This window comes from Thiothrix litoralis (assembly GCF_017901135.1).
In the GTDB taxonomy this organism is placed as follows: domain Bacteria; phylum Pseudomonadota; class Gammaproteobacteria; order Thiotrichales; family Thiotrichaceae; genus Thiothrix; species Thiothrix litoralis.
Map to the genome: position 1 here is coordinate 2615640 of NZ_CP072801.1, position 19032 is coordinate 2634671.

The 19032-nt window shown below is 51.8% G+C and carries 20 protein-coding genes; 8 read left to right on the plus strand and 12 right to left on the minus strand.

Features of this window, described 5'->3' with window-relative positions:
* The first annotated feature begins 8 nt into the window (after positions 1 to 8).
* A complete protein-coding gene (gene ettA, locus J9253_RS12715) occupies positions 9 to 1673 on the plus strand; it encodes an energy-dependent translational throttle protein EttA (protein ID WP_028489255.1) in 1665 nt (554 codons plus the stop codon).
* A gap of 9 nt (positions 1674 to 1682) precedes the next feature.
* Here ettA and J9253_RS12720 read toward each other — a convergent pair whose 3' ends face one another.
* Entirely contained in the window at positions 1683 to 3203 is a 1521-nt protein-coding gene (locus tag J9253_RS12720) for an oligosaccharide flippase family protein (protein ID WP_210221323.1), read from the minus strand.
* Positions 3204 to 3793: 590 nt separating this feature from the next.
* Here J9253_RS12720 and J9253_RS12725 point away from each other — a divergent pair.
* The gene (locus J9253_RS12725; protein ID WP_210221324.1) at positions 3794 to 4705 is read left to right on the plus strand and encodes a hydrogen peroxide-inducible genes activator; all 912 of its coding nucleotides are present in this window, start codon (positions 3794 to 3796) and stop codon (positions 4703 to 4705) included.
* Here the strand turns inward: J9253_RS12725 and J9253_RS12730 are convergent, their stop codons facing one another.
* Positions 4706 to 5488, minus strand: coding sequence for a tyrosine-protein phosphatase (locus J9253_RS12730; protein WP_228291369.1), 783 nt, complete (start codon positions 5486 to 5488; stop codon positions 4706 to 4708).
* Positions 5489 to 5837: 349 nt separating this feature from the next.
* Between J9253_RS12730 and wecA the strand changes: the two genes are divergently transcribed.
* Complete coding sequence (gene wecA / locus J9253_RS12735; protein WP_210221325.1) at positions 5838 to 6947, plus strand: UDP-N-acetylglucosamine--undecaprenyl-phosphate N-acetylglucosaminephosphotransferase; 1110 nt, start codon at positions 5838 to 5840, stop codon at positions 6945 to 6947.
* On the opposite strand, the gene J9253_RS12740 is transcribed toward wecA, so the two are convergent.
* The 8 genes from J9253_RS12740 to J9253_RS12775 form a co-directional block, all read right to left on the minus strand.
* Positions 6901 to 7800, minus strand: coding sequence for a type II secretion system minor pseudopilin (locus J9253_RS12740; RefSeq protein ID WP_210221326.1), 900 nt, complete (start codon positions 7798 to 7800; stop codon positions 6901 to 6903). The two genes, wecA and J9253_RS12740, sit on opposite strands and share 47 nt — an antisense overlap.
* A complete protein-coding gene (locus tag J9253_RS12745) occupies positions 7790 to 8407 on the minus strand; it encodes a prepilin-type N-terminal cleavage/methylation domain-containing protein (RefSeq protein ID WP_210221327.1) in 618 nt (205 codons plus the stop codon). Before J9253_RS12745 ends, J9253_RS12740 begins: the two co-directional genes overlap by 11 nt.
* The gene (locus J9253_RS12750) at positions 8404 to 8799 is read right to left on the minus strand and encodes a prepilin-type N-terminal cleavage/methylation domain-containing protein (protein WP_210221328.1); all 396 of its coding nucleotides are present in this window, start codon (positions 8797 to 8799) and stop codon (positions 8404 to 8406) included. The genes J9253_RS12745 and J9253_RS12750 overlap by 4 nt, the downstream gene beginning before the upstream one ends.
* Positions 8783 to 9298 carry a GspH/FimT family protein gene (locus J9253_RS12755; protein ID WP_210221329.1) on the minus strand — a complete coding sequence of 172 codons (516 nt, stop codon included), beginning with the start codon at positions 9296 to 9298 and terminating at the stop codon, positions 8783 to 8785. The genes J9253_RS12750 and J9253_RS12755 overlap by 17 nt, the downstream gene beginning before the upstream one ends.
* Positions 9219 to 9668, minus strand: a complete 450-nt coding sequence (gene gspG / locus J9253_RS12760; protein ID WP_210221330.1) for a type II secretion system major pseudopilin GspG — start codon at positions 9666 to 9668, stop codon at positions 9219 to 9221. Before gspG ends, J9253_RS12755 begins: the two co-directional genes overlap by 80 nt.
* Before the next feature lie 24 nt (positions 9669 to 9692).
* Positions 9693 to 10928 (minus strand): type II secretion system F family protein, encoded by a 1236-nt coding sequence (locus tag J9253_RS12765; protein ID WP_210221331.1) that lies wholly within the window; start codon positions 10926 to 10928, stop codon positions 9693 to 9695.
* On the minus strand, positions 10915 to 12645 hold the full coding sequence (gene gspE, locus J9253_RS12770) for a type II secretion system ATPase GspE (protein ID WP_210221332.1): 1731 nt from the start codon (positions 12643 to 12645) through the stop codon (positions 10915 to 10917). The genes J9253_RS12765 and gspE overlap by 14 nt, the downstream gene beginning before the upstream one ends.
* A 98-nt stretch (positions 12646 to 12743) precedes the next feature.
* The gene (locus tag J9253_RS12775; protein ID WP_210221333.1) at positions 12744 to 13259 is read right to left on the minus strand and encodes a hypothetical protein; all 516 of its coding nucleotides are present in this window, start codon (positions 13257 to 13259) and stop codon (positions 12744 to 12746) included.
* A 102-nt stretch (positions 13260 to 13361) separates the two neighbouring features.
* Here J9253_RS12775 and J9253_RS12780 point away from each other — a divergent pair, with 102 nt between their 5' ends.
* Entirely contained in the window at positions 13362 to 14504 is a 1143-nt protein-coding gene (locus J9253_RS12780) for a vWA domain-containing protein (RefSeq protein ID WP_210221334.1), read from the plus strand.
* On the opposite strand, the gene J9253_RS12785 is transcribed toward J9253_RS12780, so the two are convergent.
* Complete coding sequence (locus J9253_RS12785; RefSeq protein ID WP_210221335.1) at positions 14488 to 15309, minus strand: DUF3025 domain-containing protein; 822 nt, start codon at positions 15307 to 15309, stop codon at positions 14488 to 14490. The two genes, J9253_RS12780 and J9253_RS12785, sit on opposite strands and share 17 nt — an antisense overlap.
* A gap of 163 nt (positions 15310 to 15472) precedes the next feature.
* Between J9253_RS12785 and J9253_RS12790 the strand changes: the two genes are divergently transcribed.
* Positions 15473 to 15991 carry an SPOR domain-containing protein gene (locus J9253_RS12790; RefSeq protein WP_210221336.1) on the plus strand — a complete coding sequence of 173 codons (519 nt, stop codon included), beginning with the start codon at positions 15473 to 15475 and terminating at the stop codon, positions 15989 to 15991.
* Between the two features lie 38 nt (positions 15992 to 16029).
* Here the strand turns inward: J9253_RS12790 and J9253_RS12795 are convergent, their stop codons facing one another.
* Positions 16030 to 16659 carry an ISAzo13-like element transposase-related protein gene (locus J9253_RS12795; protein WP_210221337.1) on the minus strand — a complete coding sequence of 210 codons (630 nt, stop codon included), beginning with the start codon at positions 16657 to 16659 and terminating at the stop codon, positions 16030 to 16032.
* Between the two features lie 449 nt (positions 16660 to 17108).
* Between J9253_RS12795 and J9253_RS12800 the strand changes: the two genes are divergently transcribed.
* From J9253_RS12800 to J9253_RS12810, 3 genes are read left to right on the plus strand one after another with little or no spacing between them, the layout of a single operon-like run.
* Positions 17109 to 17711: an HNH endonuclease gene (locus J9253_RS12800; RefSeq protein WP_228291370.1), complete on the plus strand. Its 603-nt coding sequence runs from the start codon at positions 17109 to 17111 to the stop codon at positions 17709 to 17711.
* A gap of 58 nt (positions 17712 to 17769) precedes the next feature.
* Positions 17770 to 18555 (plus strand): T6SS effector amidase Tae4 family protein, encoded by a 786-nt coding sequence (locus tag J9253_RS12805; protein WP_210221338.1) that lies wholly within the window; start codon positions 17770 to 17772, stop codon positions 18553 to 18555.
* Positions 18540 to 19019: a hypothetical protein gene (locus J9253_RS12810; protein ID WP_210221339.1), complete on the plus strand. Its 480-nt coding sequence runs from the start codon at positions 18540 to 18542 to the stop codon at positions 19017 to 19019. Before J9253_RS12805 ends, J9253_RS12810 begins: the two co-directional genes overlap by 16 nt.
* Positions 19020 to 19032: the final 13 nt, after the last annotated feature.

Consider the following 19032-nt stretch of genomic DNA (forward strand, 5'->3'; position numbering starts at 1 on the left):
AGCACTGGATGGCACAATACATTTACACCATGAACGGTGTCGGCAAGATCGTCCCGCCGAACCGTTTCATTCTCAAAGACATTTACCTGAGCTTTTTCCCCGGCGCGAAAATCGGCGTACTCGGTTATAACGGCGCGGGTAAATCCACCTTACTGCGCATCATGGCTGGCCTCGACACCGACATCCTCGGCGAAGCCCGCCCACAACCGGGCATCAATATCGGCTACCTGTCGCAAGAGCCGCAACTCAACCCTGACAAAGACGTGCGTGGCAATGTCGAAGAAGGTTTGAAAGTCATCAAGGATGCCCAAGCGCGTCTGGATGAAGTTTACGCCGCCTACGCCGAACCCGACGCCGATTTTGACGCACTCGCCGCCGAACAGGCCAAACTGGAAAATATCCTGCAAGCCTCCGACGCGCACAACCTCGAACACACCCTCGAAGTGGCTGCCGATGCACTGCGCCTGCCACCGTGGGATGCGGATGTCAGCACCCTCTCCGGTGGTGAAAAACGCCGCGTCGCACTGTGCCGCCTGCTGCTGTCTTCCCCCGACATGCTGATCCTCGACGAACCGACCAACCATTTGGATGCCGAATCCGTCGCTTGGCTGGAACGCTTCCTGCAAGACTTCCCCGGCACTGTAGTCGCTGTTACCCATGACCGCTACTTCCTCGACAACGTGGCGGGCTGGATTCTGGAACTCGACCGTGGGCAAGGCATCCCGTGGGAAGGCAACTATTCCTCGTGGCTGGAGCAAAAGCAAAACCGCTTGGCGCAGGAAAGTAAATCCGAACAAGGCCGCCAAAAGGCGATGAAGGAAGAGCTGGAATGGGTACGTTCCAACCCCAAAGGCCGCCACGCCAAGAGCAAGGCACGGATGCAACGCTTTGAGGAACTCTCTTCCAGCGACTACCAGAAACGTGCCGAAACCAACGAAATCTACATCGCCCCCGGCCCACGCCTCGGCGATTTAGTGATTGAAGCGGAAGGTATCAGCAAGTCTTTCGGTGATCGTTTGCTGTATGAAAACGTCAGTTTCAGCCTACCCAAAGGCGGCATTGTCGGCATCATCGGCCCCAACGGTGCGGGTAAAACCACCCTGTTCCGCATGATTACCGGACAGGAAAAGCCGGATAGCGGCACGTTCAAAGTCGGTGAAACCGTCAAGATTGCTTACGTTGACCAGTCCCGCGACGACCTCGACCCGAATAAAACCGTGTGGCAGGAAATTGCTGACGGGCACGACATCATGACCGTCGGCGGCTACCAGATTCAGTCACGCGCCTATTGCGGACGTTTCAACTTCAAGGGTGATTCCCAGCAAAAACGCCTGTGCGATTTGTCGGGTGGGGAACGCAACCGCGTGCATTTGGCGAAGTTGCTGAAAGAAGGCGGCAACCTGTTGCTGTTGGATGAACCGACCAATGACCTCGACGTGGAAACCTTGCGGGCGCTGGAAGAAGCGATTCTCAACTTCCCCGGCTGCGCGGTAGTCATCTCGCATGACCGCTGGTTCCTTGACCGGATTGCGACTCACATCCTCGCGTTTGAAGGCGATTCACAAGTCACGTGGTTTGAAGGCAACTACAGCGATTACGAGGAAGACTACAAGCGCCGCCACGGCAATGAACTGCATCCACACCGGATCAAGTACAAGCGCCTGAAAGCGTAAACAACACCCCTAACTCCTTCCTTTCAACAAGGGAGGAGTCTCGAAACCTTCGCCTTCACTATCCTTGCGTTTCAGTAACCAATACCCGCCAACAATCAAGACCAGCAAGCCCAACACACCATCCACCAAAATTTCCAGCAGGTGATTGTTCAACCAGTCATTCACTATTTCCAAGCCGTACAGCATGAAATAACCCAGCACAGCAAAAATCACCAGTTGCACGATATACTCCACTACACGATGCCCAACATAGCGGGCAATCCACACGTATTGCAACGGCACTGCCAGCAGCAACAGGAACAAGGCAAACGCCACGCCGTTATGGGCATAGTGCTCGCCCAGATAATACATCCCCACAAAATAGGATACGGTACCAATCACTGCGATGAGCGCCGTCAGCTTCGCTTCACCACCGCCCTGAAGCACCCAATAACCTGTCACCGTATTGGAATGCAGGAAGAAATACAGCGCAATAATCTGCAAGGTCAAGGTAGCGTGCTGCGCAAACTCAGGCGAAATCCACAACGCCAGGAAATTACCGCCCACCGTTATTAACAAGACCGCAATGACCATGCTAATCAGGGACATGACTTGCCCTACTTTACGGTACAACGACAATAAACCCTGCTTATTATCAGTGGCAAACATTTCACTAAAACGTGGAAATGCAATATTCACTAATGCATGGATAATACCGTTCGCCATCTGCGCAATCGTAAACGGTATCTGATAATAAGTGACAGCTTCTGTACCCAGAATCATCCCGATAAACAGCTTATCAGCGCGTGCAGCCACTGAACTGACAAAATTACCGATAAAGGTGTAGAAGCTGAAAGAAACGATTTCATCAAAAAGCTTTTTATCAAAAGCAAGCTGCAAGCGGATAGTGGCAGGTAATACATGTCGGCAAGCAGTATAGCCCGCCGTTAAGGCCAAGCCCTGAATCACCACGTACCCCCACATGACTTCCTGCAAACCATATCCCAGCAGCAACAGCACGCTCGCCAGCACAATCCCCCCTAGGTTTCCAGAATTATGCACTACTGCCGGTAAGTCAAAACGGTGGTAAGCCTTGCAAACATTCAGGAAAAACTGGTTCATGTAGCTGAAAAACAGAGGAAATGCCGTAATTTGCAATACCCTGTGGGCAAGCACCTGCTTCTGTGGATCATCATACAAAGCCGCCGCCAAATTTGACGAGAACACAAACAGGCAAACGGCACTCAACAAACCGATCAGCAGATAAATCAGCAAAGCCACATTCAAGACGGGCTGAACCTTGGCGCGTTTATTGGTTGCTTCGTACTCAGCAACATACTTAATAACTGTCTGACCGATCCCCAAGTCGACCAACGTCATAAAACCAATAAGTGACGTACATATAACATATAAGCCATATAGATCAGCACCTAGTGCGCCAACCATAATCGGGATGGTCGCCAATGCCGCCAATAACGGTAATGCGTAACCAAACCCACTAAAAATCACATTCTTACGTGCATTTTTAAGCTGGACAGGAACCTCATCCATAAAAAATCCTATTTTTTAATAAATTAAATACTCGAACCCATTAAAATGCGACAATAGCTATCAATCATATTAATTAACTTAATTACGACGAAATCAAATTATTTCATTTCACAAACCAATGTATCATTAACAGAAATCGAATCAATTCTATTTATTTTTATGATGATATATTTCTTGAATAAGCCAATAATAAAGGCAAAATAACAACAAAACAACCAACTGATAATATTAAAAATAAACAAAACCAAGTAAGATTCTGTCGTATTGGTGATACAAAAAAATAAAGCAATGAATTTTCCCGAGCACTAATGAATAAGCCTACACTGCATGTGATTATTTTTAGCCGTCAAGAAATCCAGCAATGATGTCCTTAGCCACCAACAAGAATCAAGCAAATAGCATCTGCCAATGATAAAAAACAAGACACACTATAGATTAGGCTTTTTATCGAAAAAATAAGACCATAACCAAGCAGGCGTAGCACATAAGCTGACAAAAGGCATAACGCCCCAAAAGACTGTTACATTCATAGAGAAAATAGAATATTATCTCTGTAGTAAGCTTTAAAAACGATTCATCCCGAGGTTGCCATGAATCTGCCAACCGTAAAACAACTCCGCTACTTCGTTGCGCTCGAAAGCCACGAACACTTCGGCAAGGCTGCTGAGGCTTGTTTTGTGTCACAATCAGCGTTCAGCACCGCTATCCGCGAACTGGAAACCACACTGGAAGTGCAACTGGTCGACCGAACCAACAAAAATGTGACCGTGACCCACATCGGTCGCCAAATCGCTGTTGAAGCCCGCCGTTGCCTACGTGATGTTGAAAATCTAGTGGAACTGGCACGCAGTAATCATGCACCACTCACCGGTGAACTACGGGTTGGCATCATTCCGACCATTGCACCCTTCCTGCTGCCAAGGGTAATGCCTGCATTGCGCCAACAGTTCCCACACTTACGCCTCTACCTGACCGAAGACATTACCCAGCGGGTTTACGAAAAGCTGATGAATGGTGAACTTGACCTCATTATCATTGCCCTGCCCTATGCACTACGCAATGTCGAAGTCATGTCATTGTTCAAAGACAGGTTCTTCCTCGCCTGCCGGGAAGACACCCAGCATACCCGCCCCAGACGTCACATCTTTAATGACCTTAACCCGGAAAGCATCCTGTTACTGGAAGATGGGCATTGTTTGCGCGACCATACCCTATCCGCTTGTCATTTGCAGGACATGGATAAAATCAGCCGCTTCACCGCCAGTAGCCTGCTGACCCTGACACAAATGGTAGATGCTGATTTAGGTATTTCCTACCTGCCAGAAATGGTGAAAGGCTCAACCTTGCTCACCGGCACAAATGTCAAAATATGGGCATTACCCGAAGAAAGTTACCGCGAAGTGGGTTTGGCATGGCGGCGAGGCAGCGCCCGCGAAGTAGAATTCACGCAATTAGGGGAGTTCATCAAAATGACGTGGCTAAAACTGCTCAATAACGACTGATCAACATAATAAACACTCAACCGCAGGCGCTGCACTGATTAATCCCGGCGGCAATAACACTTCACGTGGATCAATATTATCCAGAATAGCCAGCGGCCGATCAATCACCATCCGCATAACATCAGCATCATCCCCGGTAATACGTATCGCAGCCGCCACCCCCTCAGACAAAATAGGCGGGCGATACCCGGTATTATGCGCATCGGATGCAATAATATGTACCACACCATCCAGTAACAGCCGCTCAGCACAGCGTTTTGCAGTACGCCCAAACGTGCCACTGATCGCCGCAGCCGTCACTTGCAACCAAGCCCCCATACGCGCCGCTGTAATGAAATCCTGATAATTGTCTTCGCACCAGCGTAAACGTTCCGGGTGCGTAATCACGGGCACATAGCCAGCATTCAAAAAAGCCTCAATCTGCCGCAAAAACTGCGGGACAGGCAAATAATGTGATGGCTCCAGCAAGAAATAGCGTGAACCATGCAAGGTAGGAATCTGCCCATCCTGCAAGCGCTCCAGCACACCGAACACCATGTGGACGTCAGCCCCCATCACCAGACGCAAGGCTATGTCTTGGGAATACAACTCCACTTGCAACATACGCAAGGTCTTGGCGATATTATCCGTTGAATTATCATATACCCCCGGATGAATGTGCGGCGTACCAGCCAGATGGGTAATACCATCAGCTACCGCCAAACGCGCCATCTCTAATGAAGTTTCCAGATCTTGGGAACCATCACAAAGTGCAGGCAAAATATGACTGTGTAAATCTATCATGTTGATGTAATCAAACTGCTAAAGGAAAACGGCTATTGACATAGGTTTATGTCAATACCATTCCCTATTAATTAAAATTATTATTGGTAAGGTATAGTCAAATTATCACAGAAACCCGCCATTATCATGTAATTCTGATAGAAGGTGGCATTACACTGAAGACTTGCACTTTGCTTAAAAAAGGACGATGGATAATTTCTTATTCAAAATGCCGCCTATCAGAGTTTTACACAAAACCCCTTCCACTAATCAGAATTATTACTCACTTGAACCGCTTCGATAATTACAATAGATAAGCATTGGTTAACATATAAAAAGTAAGAAGCCAGCCAGAAACCCCGAGGACAACATGCTTATACTATCGCTAATAACAAGCTTGTGTGCGACATGGATTGCACTTCATCTATTGAAGCCCGTGGCTCATCGTGCCCGTCTTTTAGATATACCCCAAGGCCGTAAACAACACGTTGGAGCCGTCCCGCTGATCGGCGGCATGTCGATCTTCATAGGTGTCGCCAGCGCTGTCATTCTCACCCTGCCAACCGATGCTGTCCTTAGTACCTGGCTGCTGTGCTCCCTTGGCATCGTCCTGTTAGGCGTTGCAGATGATGCCGAAGACCTTTCCGTCAAATTGCGTATCACCATGCAAATATTGCTGACCTTGGCGCTGTGTATCGGCACTGACTTATCGCTGGAAAACCTTGGTGACTTGCTGGGGCTGGGTAAAATCGACCTTGGTGTGTTCAGCTACCCCTTCACCATCCTGATCGTACTGGGGATTATCAATGCCTTTAACATGATTGACGGCATTGACGGCTTGTTGGGTTCGGTGGCGATGGTGTTATTCCTGAGTTTGGTGATGCTGTTCAGCCCATCCAGCCATCCAGCAGAATTAGGGGTTAGCGTGATTTTCATCGCCGCCCTGATTCCTTACTTGCTCAATAATCTGGTGTTACCACCGTTCAAACAGAAAATTTTCATGGGTGATGCAGGCTCCATGCTGATTGGCTTGAGCGTAAGCTGGCTGCTGATCGAAGGTACACAAGGTGGCTCTGCCAATACTGCGTTCCGCCCGGTAACAGCCTTGTGGTTGATTGCCCTCCCGCTGATGGACATGGTACGGGTCATTCTGGTGCGCTTGCGGGATCGCCGCTCACCTTTTGCCGCAGGCCGCGACCACTTGCATCACTTGTTGCTGGAAATGGGCATGAGTAAATGCGCTACGATGCTGACGATGGCAACCGTTGCGGTGCTGTTGGCTAGCGTCGGGATTGTGACAGAGCACTTGCAAACCAGTGAAAGCTACATGTTCTATGGCTTCCTGCTGACCTTCCTGGCTTATCTGCTAATCGTTGCGCCCTTGGTTAACGCTGAGAAAGGTAGCCTGCAACGCTGGATGGAAGAAAAGTCGCTTACCCAAACTGCGCGGAAGATTCTTGCAAGATACGGAAATAATTAATAAAGGGTGGGGTTTGCCCCGGCCTTAAGCGCAGAGACCGCTCCTCAAAATAGGGGGGAGCGGTTTCATCGGTGTAGACCCTGAGCTGCATCCGGTACAAGGGTTGTTGACTGGCATCCCAGAAAGCGCCACCGAAATCAGGCTGCACATATTGCCCCTCTGCCTCATCCCGCTGCTGAATATACGCATCTACCTTTGCCGCATCGCCTTCAGCCAACAGCAACAAGGTTTGGCGCGGAGCCAACATCGGGTTGATGCCTTTTGCGCCGGAGTTAACCGTCAAATAACGTGTTAACGCTTTATACAGTTGTGGTGTCATACCCAGTATCTGCTGCAACTCTTCAATGCGCTCAAACGGCGCATCTTTCGCCCCAAAAGCCAAACCCTCATTCTCGTAATCAGCATCTTCCGCACCATTCAGGCGTTTCAGGTCATCCACATCCCGGAAATCTTCCAGAATATCCAGCATATTCTGCACCGCTTGATCGTCCATTCCGGTCTGTTTCAGGATCAGTTCCAGCAGAGGGCGGCTAGCATAATTGATGTCGATCAAGCCATTTTCACCCACCACGCGGATTTCCACCTTCGCCCCCTCGTAATCCCACAGCAGCGGCGCACCACCCAGTTTGAGGGCGCGGTCTTTATTGGGCAAGAAAAGCTGCATCACGGCGTAATGCGCGGCAGCATCCGCAACAGCACGGGCTTGTGCACTGCGACGGGCGTAATCCACCATGCTGGTTTCGGTGCGGGTAGCGTAGATGAGGCTCGCAGCAAGCGTCATCATCACCATGATCATCCATAACACCACAATCATGGCAACACCGGATTGGCGAGAAGAAACCCTATTTCGCATAATCAGTTACCTGTGGCAAGTCCACCAACATTTCAGGCCAAGCGCGTTCCTGATCTTCCAGCCTCAGCTTCAGCATATTCGGGTAACGCGGCTTGTCTTCCCAATCGCTTGTCCAATCGGCATCTTTACCTTCTTCTTCCGCGCCAAAATACTCAAAATCAGCGTCTTTTAAACCATCGAACACCAGCACGGGTTCGGCATCCTTGAAGGCTTCATCCCAAGTCAGTTCCGGGCGATAAGGTGCAAACAGCATTTCCAGCTTTTTGCCCGCTTTGCTGGAGACAATATTGAGTTCGATCAGAAATACCCCGCCCTGATGCTGCAAGGGTTGCAGCGGCGCGGCATAACGCAGGGATGTAGCAGTCCCTTCAAAAGCATACACCTTCGCTTCTTTTTTGCCCGTTATCTTCACCACCATCGCCTGACTCAATTGACGACGCAAGAAATCGGCAATCAGCCGCATGTCTTCGGTTTTATTGATGCGCGTATCCGCTGCATCCCAACCACGACTAATCGTATTGAAGCTGGCAAACAGGGCAAGAAACAGCAAGGAAACCAGCGCGAAAGAAATCAGCATTTCCAGCAGGGTGAAACCACGTTGCCTCATGACTTTTCCCCAAAGCGCAAGGATGACAAGTGGAACTCTCGCGACTTATCGCCACTCTTCCACGTCACCACCACTTCTACCCGGTACAATTGCAATGGTAAAGGCAGCTTTTCCATTTCATCACTGAGTTTAATCGGTGCCATTTGCACTTCCCAACGGTAGCCAGAGCCTTTTTCTTCGCCACTCTCGTTGCCATCCTGGACTTCGATTTCATTGCCGACAGTAGCGAGGCGCGACTCGGCAACCTGTACCGCGAAACTGTATTCGTCTGATAGCGCCACACTGTTCATTGACGAACCAAACAGTTGCAAAATAACGCCCACCACCAAGCCCATCACCACGAAGGCGACCATCACTTCCAGCAGGGAAAAACCTTTATTGAATCGAGACACGCCCCGTCACCCATTCCACGTTGACCTTGTAGGTCTGTTGATTGTGCGTCAGTTCCACCGAACCGCCCGTGGAACTGCCATCAGGAAAAAAGCGAATACCGCCCTGATTGGCGGCATCCACTTCAGCGGAGGCTGTGTTGATTTTGGCGGTAATTGACGGGCTAAGGCTGCGCTCAGCATCCGCAGCTCCGCCGTCTATCCAGAAACGTTTTTCTTGGATATTCATCTTCCACAAAGTTGGCTGCTGGCGCATCACCGCCTGAGCACGCGCATGGCGCAAACTCGCCGCGACTTCCCGACTGCTTTTGCGCAATACCGGGCCTTCACTCACGGAAGTCGCCACGACCCCCATCAGCAACGCCCCCAGCACTAACACAATCAGAACTTCGAGAAGAGTGAAGCCCTTATTGCGACCCGCCTTATTTCTGCCAGAGGCTAATATCGGCATCGTCGCCTTCACCACCGGCTGCGCCATCCGCACCAAACGAAAGCAGGTCATAGGGTTGACTGTTGCTGCCGGGGCGCTTGTATTGGTATTCATTATTCCACGCATCTTTAGGCACTTCGCCTTTTTTCAGATAAGGGCCATTCCAGCCCCGGGCGCTGGAAGGCGCTGTCACCAGTGCTTTCAAGCCATCAGCCGAGGTGGGGTAACTGCCTACTTCCAAACGGTACATATCCAGCGCGGCGCTGATATTTTCAATTTGCACCTTGGAGGATTGCGTTTTGCCTTTACCCAGATATTTCATCGCCTGTGGCCCCACGATCCCGGCGATCAGGCCGAGGATAACCAGCACGATCATCAATTCGATCAGGCTGAAGCCGCGTTGTTGGGTAGACAGGCAGGGTTTAGAGAATTGTGACTTCATTATTAACTCCTTGTTATTATTTCACTATTTTACCAAATCGGCCATATTGATCATCGGCAACAATACCGAACCAATAATCACCAGAATGGCAAGCGCCATGACTAGAATCAGCAGCGGTTCGAGCAGCGCCAGCATCTGTTTCACGGACGTTTTGACTTCATCGTCATAAATATCGGCCACTTCACGCAGCAAGTCTTCCATGCGCCCGGTTTCTTCACCGACGCGCAGCATGTGCAAAGCGTAAGGGGGGAACACACCCTTGGCCAATAATGTACGGGTCAGGCTTTCCCCTTGCTTAAGGCTATCCGCCGATTCTTCGACGGCCGTCGCCATCACCCGGTTGCCAATGGTATTTTTGGCGATTTTCAACGCCCCCAACAGCGGCACACCATTGTGTAACAGCGTCCCCAGACTGCGGGAAAAACGTGCTGTTTCCACTTTGCCAATCAAGTCGCCCACGACTGGCCAACGCAACATGCTGCGGTCAAGCCCTGTACGTGCCTTTTCATTGGAAAGCACGTACTGCACCAACATCAGCATCAGCAAGAAACCACCCAATACTGCCCACCAGTAATGCTGCAAGGTGGCAGCCGCCCCCATGACCACTTTGGTAATCGTCGGCAATTCCGCCCCCATATCGCCAAACATCTGGGCAAATTGCGGCACGACAAAGGTCAGCAAAGCAAAGATCGACACCACCGCCACGAAGGCAAGAATAGCGGGGTAAATCAGCGCCGAAATCACCGTGCCGCGCAATTCTTTGGCTCGCGCCATGTAATCGACCAAACGCGCCAGCGCATCATCAATGGAACCACCCGCTTCCCCGGCACGCACCATATTGATGTAGAAACGTGAAAACTTGCCACTCTCATCCAGTGAATCAGCAAAACGCTTGCCGCTGCGCACGTTATTCTGAATCCCTTGCACCAGCTCCAGTACGGGTGGTTTTTCACCGATTTCCAGCAAAATGCCCAAGGCGCGATCGAGTGGTAGCCCAGCTCGAAGCATGGTGGAGAGTTGCTGGGTCAGTGCCATGATGTCGGGCTGACTGACTGTTTTACTGGCAAACAGCTTCGCGGATTTCTTAGCAGAAGCGGCTTGATTCCCACTCGCCACCGCCGCTTTGCCCGCGACGATTTTGATGGGGATTAGCCCTTGGGCGTGCAGATTTTCAGCGGCTTGCGCTTCACTCGCGGCTTCAAGAACACCCTCTTTGGCAACGCCTTGCGGGGTGATGGCCTTGTAACTATACGCTGGCATTCGGGGTTTCCTCCGCGACGCGCAGCACTTCTTCCAAGGTGGTCACGCCTTTGAGTGCTTTCATCAGGCCATCTTCGTACATGGTGCGCATCCCGCCTTTACGCGCCTGTTCCTGCAAGACGCCTGCATCTTCGTGCTTGAGAATCAGGCGGCGCAGCGGGTCATCCATGATCAAGACTTCGTGAATGGCACTACGCCCTTTGTAACCGGAATTGTTGCAAGCGCTGCACCCTTTGGCGTGCCACAAACGCATCTCACCTTCCGGCTGGTATTGGCGTAAGCCCAGTTCCTGCTCGATTTCCGGCAATACCGGGTAGGATTCGCGGCATTGCGGGCATAAACGCCGTACCAGACGTTGCGCCAGAATACCGTTGACCGTGGAGGTGAGCAGGTAATCTTCCAGCCCCATGTCCATCAAACGGGTAATGCCGCTGGCAGCGTCGTTGGTGTGCAAGGTGGATAACACCAAATGCCCAGTCAGCGCGGACTGGATCGCGATACGCGCGGTTTCCACGTCACGCATTTCCCCGATCATGATCACGTCCGGGTCCTGACGCACGATGGAACGTAAGGCATCGGCGAAATTGAGGCCGATTTTCGGGTTGGCCTGAATCTGGTTAATACCTTCCAGCTCGTATTCCACCGGGTCTTCAACGGTCAGCACTTTATTTTCCGGGGTATTCAACTGGGTCAGCGCGGAATACAGCGTGGTGGTTTTCCCCGAACCCGTGGGGCCTGTGACCAGAATAACGCCGTGGGGGGCATCCAGTTGTTGCTGCACTTTGCGCAAGTTATCGTCGGAAAAGCCCAGGGTATTCAGGTCAAGTTTGACGCTGTGTTTATCCAGCAAACGCATGACCACGCTTTCGCCGTGCATGGTGGGCACAGTCGATACCCGCATGTCGATTTCCTTGCCTTGGGCGCGGAGCTGGATACGCCCGTCTTGCGGTAAGCGGCGCTCAGCAATGTTCAGCCGCGCCATCAGCTTGAGGCGGGAAATGATCGCGGCGGTTAATTGTGGTGGGGGGGATTCGACTTCATGGATGACACCATCAATCCGGTAACGGACTTTGAGGTGGCTCTCGAACGGCTCGATGTGAATATCGGAAGCCCGCTGCGTCATGGCGCTGGTCATGATCTGGTTCACCAGACGGATAACCGGCGCTTCACTCGCCATATCTTTGAGGTGTTCCACGTCATCAGAGTGATTGTCGTGGCTGGTAATCTCGAAATCGTCATCACCGCCGGAGCCATCTTTCTTACTGGCTTCAGCACCGTACAAGCGTTCAATATTGGCGCGGATTTCGCTCGGCAAGCCTAGCAGCGGCTCCACCAGCTTGCCGCTGGCCATACAGATGGCTTGGCAAGTAAAGGCATCTTGTGGGTTGGACATGGCCACCACAATACGCTCATCGCCTGCCTGTAACGGCACAATTTCAGCATTACGCATGTAATTGACAGCGATACCGGGGTTTTCGACCGCAATGGAGGGATAGTCTTTGCTCAAGGCCATGCGCACGTTCAAATGACGTGACAGCACGAAAGCCACTTCCTGTTCGGTGAGCATTCCCAGTCGAACCAAGACGCTGCCCAGTGGCTGGCGTATTTCAGCCTGCGCACGTAACGCACGATCCAGATCAACGGGTTTTAATTTGCCTAGTTTGACCAGCCTTTCGCCAAACAGTGCGGCTGGAGCATGGGATGTCGCAACCTGCATGATGATGTATCTTTCTTATTATAATGCGACCCCATTCTAGGGATGGGCGGGAAACATGCAAGCAGTTTCCCCCTGAACGGTCAGAAAAATGCTACCGCTTATAGACCAGAACTTCCCATAAAGACCGCACTACCGATACCAATCACAAACAGTCCGAGCATCAATACGATGAAGATCAGCGCCATAATGCCGATCAGTTTCCAGAAACTGGCTTGCTGATCCAGCGCCGCTTCCAGATCGGTAACACTCAGGGAACTGACTGCCCGTTTGATGGAACCGGCATAACGCAGCAAGTACAGCGACGCCATGAAATAAATGGCAGCAAACACCAAATACATCACGCCCATGCCGATCATGACACCAGCACCCGCCATTGCGCCCAGTTGCTCCGCTTCGGCTCCTTCCAAACCGCTCATCATGGTGCTACCCATCAGTATTGGCACAGCGATCACCGCCATCAGCGCTGCACTAATGAAACCCACAATAGCGAGTAGCAATACCCACGGACGAGTTTTTTTCAAGGCATTAATAATGGCATCGGTAAGCACACCACTACCACCCGCAACATCACGAACCGTTGAACGAGGTGTGGCGAAAGCGTCTTGAACACTCATAACTATTTTTCCTTTTATCGTAAAAAGTATTCAATTTAGCACCAAATCAGGCGTAATACCCACCTTCACAGACAAAGCGTACTAACCTTGCAAGGCATGGATATGTCATTTACCAAAATAACCACAGCCGGGTATTTGCTGGCACTGCTAACACTACCCACCACACTGGTAGCGGCGGATAACGGCAAACTGGTGATTGTGCTGGATGCTTCCAACAGCATGTGGGGACAGACCAACGGCTTCCACAAAATTACCCAAGCACGCCTCGGCCTTGAAGCCTTGCTGGCGCAACAACCCGCGCACGCCACTATTGGCCTGATGACCTATGGCAACCGTTATAAATCGGACTGTAACGACATCAGCGTTGTAGCAACACCCGGCGAACAGGACATCCCCAGCCTAATACAACACATCAACGGCATTGCTCCTTACGGACGTTCCCCCATCAGTGCAGCGTTGGAACAGGCCGCCAACTTGTTGAATGGCGAAGGTAATATTGTGCTGGTCAGCGATGGCCCGGAAAGTTGCCAAGGTGACCCCTGCGCTACTGCCGCACGCCTGAAAGCGGATAACCCCGCTGTGCAGATACACGTTTTATCGTTTGAAAATGTGGCCAGTGAAACCAGTCTGCATTGTCTGGCAGACAACACGGGCGGACATTTCGCCCTGATTGGCGATGCCAGCCAGCTTGCCCAGCAACTGTTGCCAGCCCCCGCACCGCTCCCCGCCCCGGAAAGTACGGCTGGCGCTGACAACACCCCTGCCACCCTGACACTCAGTGCCAGCGCCAGTGGCAGCGATAATAACCTCACCGCCAGTTACCTGATTTATACTGACAAGGGCGAGCACGTTGCCAGCCTCACCGCCCGCACCGAAGCCAGCCAAGTGTTACCACCGGGCAAGTATCAGATCAACGTGTTATGGCGTACCACCAAACAGCAAACCACGCTGGAACTGACACCGGGACAAACCCTGTCCCAGCATTTCGACCTTGGCGTGATGGGCAAGCTGCGGCTGGAGGCACTCAATGCCCAACAACAGCCAGTAGACGCCAGTTTCACCCTTTACTCCCCCACAGGTGACTACCTTGCTGAACACTTATTGAAAGCTCAAATCAGCGACACACTACCCATCGGCACTTACCGCATCAAAGCCAACCTTGGCGCGGAATCGCAAGAAACCCAACTCGCCATCAACCCGACCGGCGAAACCGTACACACCTTCCAGTTCAGGCAGGCGCAATGATTTGCACTGCGCGTTCACGGCTTTTATCACGAAAATAAGCCTTGTTGCGGTAAAACGCCTGACTAGCATTATCCCACCACCCCGGTACTCCCAATAGCGGCAAAGGATTCAGGCAAGCTGTGGAAGCCAAACCACCTTGTTGCAAGGTATTCCCCACCACAGCATCCAGATAAGCGTGCTGTTGTGCCAGCGACAAACTGAAAAAGGCAGGCTCCACTTCCACCAGCAGCGCATGAGCCGTTACCCCGATGTAAGGTGTTAGCATTTTTTCCAGGGTGGCATGACCGATCATGTAACAACTGACCTCCTGCTCCCACGCCGCCCGCTCTTCCCAAAATAGCCTTTCCCACGCGAAATCCAGCACGTGCTGCAATAAGGCGCGGCGGCTTGCCACGATGAGCACACCACTTTCGTCCAGCACCGTCAGCGCATCGCGTTGCGGGGTACGCGGCTTGCCATACTGGCTTATATCGGCAGCATGGAGCGCATTGATCATCACCTTGCTACGCGGGTATACATTCCACATCAGTGCATTAAAAAAGTCGTGCCAGTTGGGGCGGGTTGACACCATGCCATGCTGAAAAATCCGCTCCTCGTAATACAAATCGGGGAAAGGCAACGTATCATCCTGTGGCACAAAGGTAATCGGCAAACCGGATTGCGCCCGCAAGCCAGCAGGCAATAATCCCGCTAAATCTTCACAGGCAGGCCAGTCTTCCCGACCATCCCAACAGCGCACATTCTGTAATTGCTGAAAACACGGGTGCAAGGTATCGAAGCGAGGATTCCAAATGTCAGGGCTCATCCCGTATCCGTCAATAAAATAAACTGTGGATTTTAGCGTAAATGTATCTCCCGCATCCCCATCTTTTTGGCTATAGTCATAGGGCAGCAATACGTCGAAAGAGGTTGGAGTGAATAATTCAAGTCGCGTGTCATCAAGTTCTCTTACAAAACAACGCGGTTTCGTGTTCAAACTGATTCACTCGCTACTGATCGTGGTTGCTGTTGTGGGCGTGGTGATGCTCTACCGAGCAGGAAAATTGCCCTTCATCAATTACCGCCCAAACCTTCAGGGCTGGAATATTAACAATTATAGTGGCAACCCAAACAGTTGGAATAACAACAGCAGCGACCTATGGGAACCGCCCTCATTCGGTAGTAACGGTAATAACTATATTCAAGCACGACAGCGCCAGACCGTGCCGGTTGTCCGCGAGCGTGAAGGCACCCAGTACACGACCAACCGTTACGCAGTGCAGGTAGCAGCAGGCTACGATTCCCGGCAACTGTATAGCTGGCGTGACGAGCTAGCCCGCGATGGCTACGATGCTTATCTGGTCAGCCTGAATACTCCACGCGGGTTAATGTTCAAATTACGGGTCGGTACTTACCGTTCTCGCTCACAAGCTGAAAAGCTCCAGACCACACTGCGTAATCGTTACCCCATCAATTTTGGCGGGAGTTTTGTCGTGGAAGGCGACTAAAGCCGCCTTAGGAACGCGCCCGAAACAACTTCCCCAGGTTAAGCGATTGCAATGGAAGGGACGGCGGTGTAGTTCCATTTGGGTAGATGGCAGTCAAAGATGATGGGGATGTTTGCCTTGAAACTTTCGGCATACTTGCGTCCTGTCAGGTACAGCTTATCCACGGCCGTCAGACCCTTGCGGGTTTGGGTTTTTGCCATCCGTTTTTCGACGGTTTGCAGTGAGTCAAACACCACGCCCTGACAGGCACGGGTGACAGGCGGGAACAGGCGGTGTTCGATCGGGTTGTACTTGGAGGTGTAGGGCGGGTAATGGGCGATGCGGATTTCCACACCTATACGCTCCACCAGTTTCTGCAAGTCTTCCTTGAAAATGAAGTGGTTGGCACTGTTGCTGCCGCCACCGTCGCACAATAGCAGGATGGAGGTGGCATCCGAGTATTGTGGCTTGCCGTGTTGCACCCACCAGCGGTACAGGTTGTCGCAGGCGAACTTACGACTGACCGTGTAGCCTGCTTCCAGTAAACGTTGCTCAATCTGCCATGCACCCAAGTTTGTCCAGCGTACCTGCTCACGCATCGGGTCTCCGGCGGTCTGTTCACCCACAATGCTCAGGAAAGCCCTGCCCAGCCCTTCAGCATCAAGGGCGTCGACTTTTTTTTCTACCACCTCCCGCCTGACGCACCCGGCCTAGAGCCAGGGAAGGCGGTTCCTGCAAATCACCCATGCCGCGCTTGATCGTCTTGTATCACCAGCGGGAGGTTGGGGCTATAGGATAGCAACAAGCCGTCTGTGGGGGCTATACAAACCTTGGGAAGTTGTTTCGTGCACGTTCCTAATGAATCTGCGCCGCAATGAATGTGTGGTTTGGCTTAAGCGAACACGACTGAGAAGAAACTGAACCACGCAAACAGGATCAGCGCGATAACAATGGCAGCGGGTAAACCATAATCAAAACTAAACATGGGTGTTTCCTTCCGAGTTTCTCAATAATCAATGGATGCAGTTTGCCTGAAGCGGGTGGGGTGTAACTTGACATGGCTCAATAATTTAAGCCGATCGTGATAACTTCATGAAAGATTGCATGAATACTTGATTTATGTCAGGAATCTGCAATCATGCTTGCCATGATCAGCTTGAACCAACTAATCCTGCGGACTGATGTCAGTGGGATGCCGTTGGAATGGATACATTTCCAGACGGCAGTCAAACTTTACTATTCTGATCAGGTAGCTTACACCTGCGGGTCTCCCATTCTCTCGATTCGTGGCGGTATCAATGCCAGAACCGGGCGGGTCAGCCGGATCGAACTGAACTCCATCATTGCTACCCACGGCAGCAAGCAGCAATTACACCAGCATTATGTCCCCCCATTAGGCAACCCCTTGCTGTTCCGACGTGATGACCATATTTGCCTGTATTGTGGCGAGCATTTTCAGGAAAAGGATTTGTCGCGTGATCATGTTCACCCACAGGTATTAGGCGGGCGCGATGTGTGGACCAATGTCGTGACGGCCTGCAAGCATTGCAATAGCCGCAAGGGCGGGCGTACCCCGGAACAGGCGCACATGCCGTTACTCGCAATCCCGTTCCAACCCACGTATGCTGAATACATCTTTTTACAAGGGCGTAATATTCTCGTTGATCAGATGGAATTCCTGAGTGCGCATTTTCCACGTAGTAGCAAATTGCGTGAACGGGGGCGTTTGCCGGGATTTTAGTCCGACTGACACGGGGATTTTTTTCTATAGTTAAAGCATGTTCATTAAGGAGTTCCCTATGCCTGCGTCGAATTCATTCTGGAGTTGGTTATTGTCGTTGCTTCGGGGGAGTAGCCCCGCACCTACCCCGACGCCAGCCCCTATACCTACCCCGACCCCAGTGCCACGACCTGTGCCTGCACCCATTCCCGTGCCCGCGCCGGTTCCTCCTGTCTTGAGCACAGAGCCTGAACGGGAGGCTGTGATTGATGAATTAAGTGCGGCACCACCATTACCACCACCGCCACCGTCAGTTGCGCCCATTCAGCCGCTTGGCAGTGCCAGTGAGTTGACGCAATCCTTGCCGACTGAGGGCATCAATCTGGGGTTTCGCCGTATCTGGAACAATCACCCAACTGTGGCGACAGGGCAGACGTTCGTGTGCCTTGATGCTGATGGCAACCCCAATTTTGGCAACCAGTGTGCCATCCTGATGGGGACATGCTTGTTGCGTAGTGATTTGTTGCAAGGCTATGACAAGACCACCTGTTGGTATAGCGGTCATGTGGGGCATACCCTGCGGGCGCGGGAAGTGTCTGACTGGATGCGCCGCCACCCGGAACGTTTCGGCCCGGTGGAAGTGCGTAGCAATGTGACGTGGGGTGCTTTCAAAGGGCGCACCGGGTTTATTTGCTTCCAGAATTTCTGGGGTGAAAATAACCAGGGTGATCACATCGACTTGTGGGACGGTACGGGTATCCTGATGCGTGAAAAATATCCTAACTGGGAAGGCCCAGCATTGGCGGATGGCTCGCTGGATTATTTCGAGCGTTCCGAGGAGGTCTGGTTTTGGCCCGTCCATTAATGCTCTCTGGTGGTACCACCCTGTTGCTGGTGGCGCTGTTGGGGTGTGAGCCTGACAAAGCACCTGAAAATCAGGTGCTGGCCTTGCCTAAACATTTGAATACACCACATGTGTCAGACCAGACCACAGCGGCGGGTTTGTCTTTGGTGTTGTGGAATGATGACGGCGGTTGCAAATTGCAGGTAGGCAAGGCTAAGCCCACTGTCTGGATGAAGCCGATGGCTCCCTGCTATTTCATGGAATCCCCCGGTTCATCGCAAGTGCAGGTGTATCGGCATAATAAAACCACTTCGGTGGTTGCGGTAGTCGGGACACCCGTGAAAGGCCAGCGTTGTGGGCAGGAAGTGCAGGGTTTGGTGCTGAAAGGCGGTACCGCAACACCTTCGGCCTATGTGATGCAGGGAAGTGTCCATTGTGCCGACCAAGGTTTACAGAACTTTCAGTATGATCTGTTTGCCAATTGACATCCTCCCCGCC

Coding starts and splice junctions, on each gene's coding strand:
- ettA (WP_028489255.1), top strand. CDS start 9: ATGGCACAATACATTTACACCATGAACGGTGTCGGCAAGATCGTCCCG.
- J9253_RS12720 (WP_210221323.1), bottom strand. CDS start 3,203: ATGGATGAGGTTCCTGTCCAGCTTAAAAATGCACGTAAGAATGTGATT.
- J9253_RS12725 (WP_210221324.1), top strand. CDS start 3,794: ATGAATCTGCCAACCGTAAAACAACTCCGCTACTTCGTTGCGCTCGAA.
- J9253_RS12730 (WP_228291369.1), bottom strand. CDS start 5,488: ATGATAGATTTACACAGTCATATTTTGCCTGCACTTTGTGATGGTTCC.
- wecA (WP_210221325.1), top strand. CDS start 5,838: ATGCTTATACTATCGCTAATAACAAGCTTGTGTGCGACATGGATTGCA.
- J9253_RS12740 (WP_210221326.1), bottom strand. CDS start 7,800: ATGCGAAATAGGGTTTCTTCTCGCCAATCCGGTGTTGCCATGATTGTG.
- J9253_RS12745 (WP_210221327.1), bottom strand. CDS start 8,407: ATGAGGCAACGTGGTTTCACCCTGCTGGAAATGCTGATTTCTTTCGCG.
- J9253_RS12755 (WP_210221329.1), bottom strand. CDS start 9,298: ATGACCTGCTTTCGTTTGGTGCGGATGGCGCAGCCGGTGGTGAAGGCG.
- gspG (WP_210221330.1), bottom strand. CDS start 9,668: ATGAAGTCACAATTCTCTAAACCCTGCCTGTCTACCCAACAACGCGGC.
- J9253_RS12765 (WP_210221331.1), bottom strand. CDS start 10,928: ATGCCAGCGTATAGTTACAAGGCCATCACCCCGCAAGGCGTTGCCAAA.
- gspE (WP_210221332.1), bottom strand. CDS start 12,645: ATGCAGGTTGCGACATCCCATGCTCCAGCCGCACTGTTTGGCGAAAGG.
- J9253_RS12775 (WP_210221333.1), bottom strand. CDS start 13,259: ATGAGTGTTCAAGACGCTTTCGCCACACCTCGTTCAACGGTTCGTGAT.
- J9253_RS12780 (WP_210221334.1), top strand. CDS start 13,362: ATGTCATTTACCAAAATAACCACAGCCGGGTATTTGCTGGCACTGCTA.
- J9253_RS12785 (WP_210221335.1), bottom strand. CDS start 15,309: ATGAGCCCTGACATTTGGAATCCTCGCTTCGATACCTTGCACCCGTGT.
- J9253_RS12800 (WP_228291370.1), top strand. CDS start 17,109: ATGCTTGCCATGATCAGCTTGAACCAACTAATCCTGCGGACTGATGTC.
- J9253_RS12805 (WP_210221338.1), top strand. CDS start 17,770: ATGCCTGCGTCGAATTCATTCTGGAGTTGGTTATTGTCGTTGCTTCGG.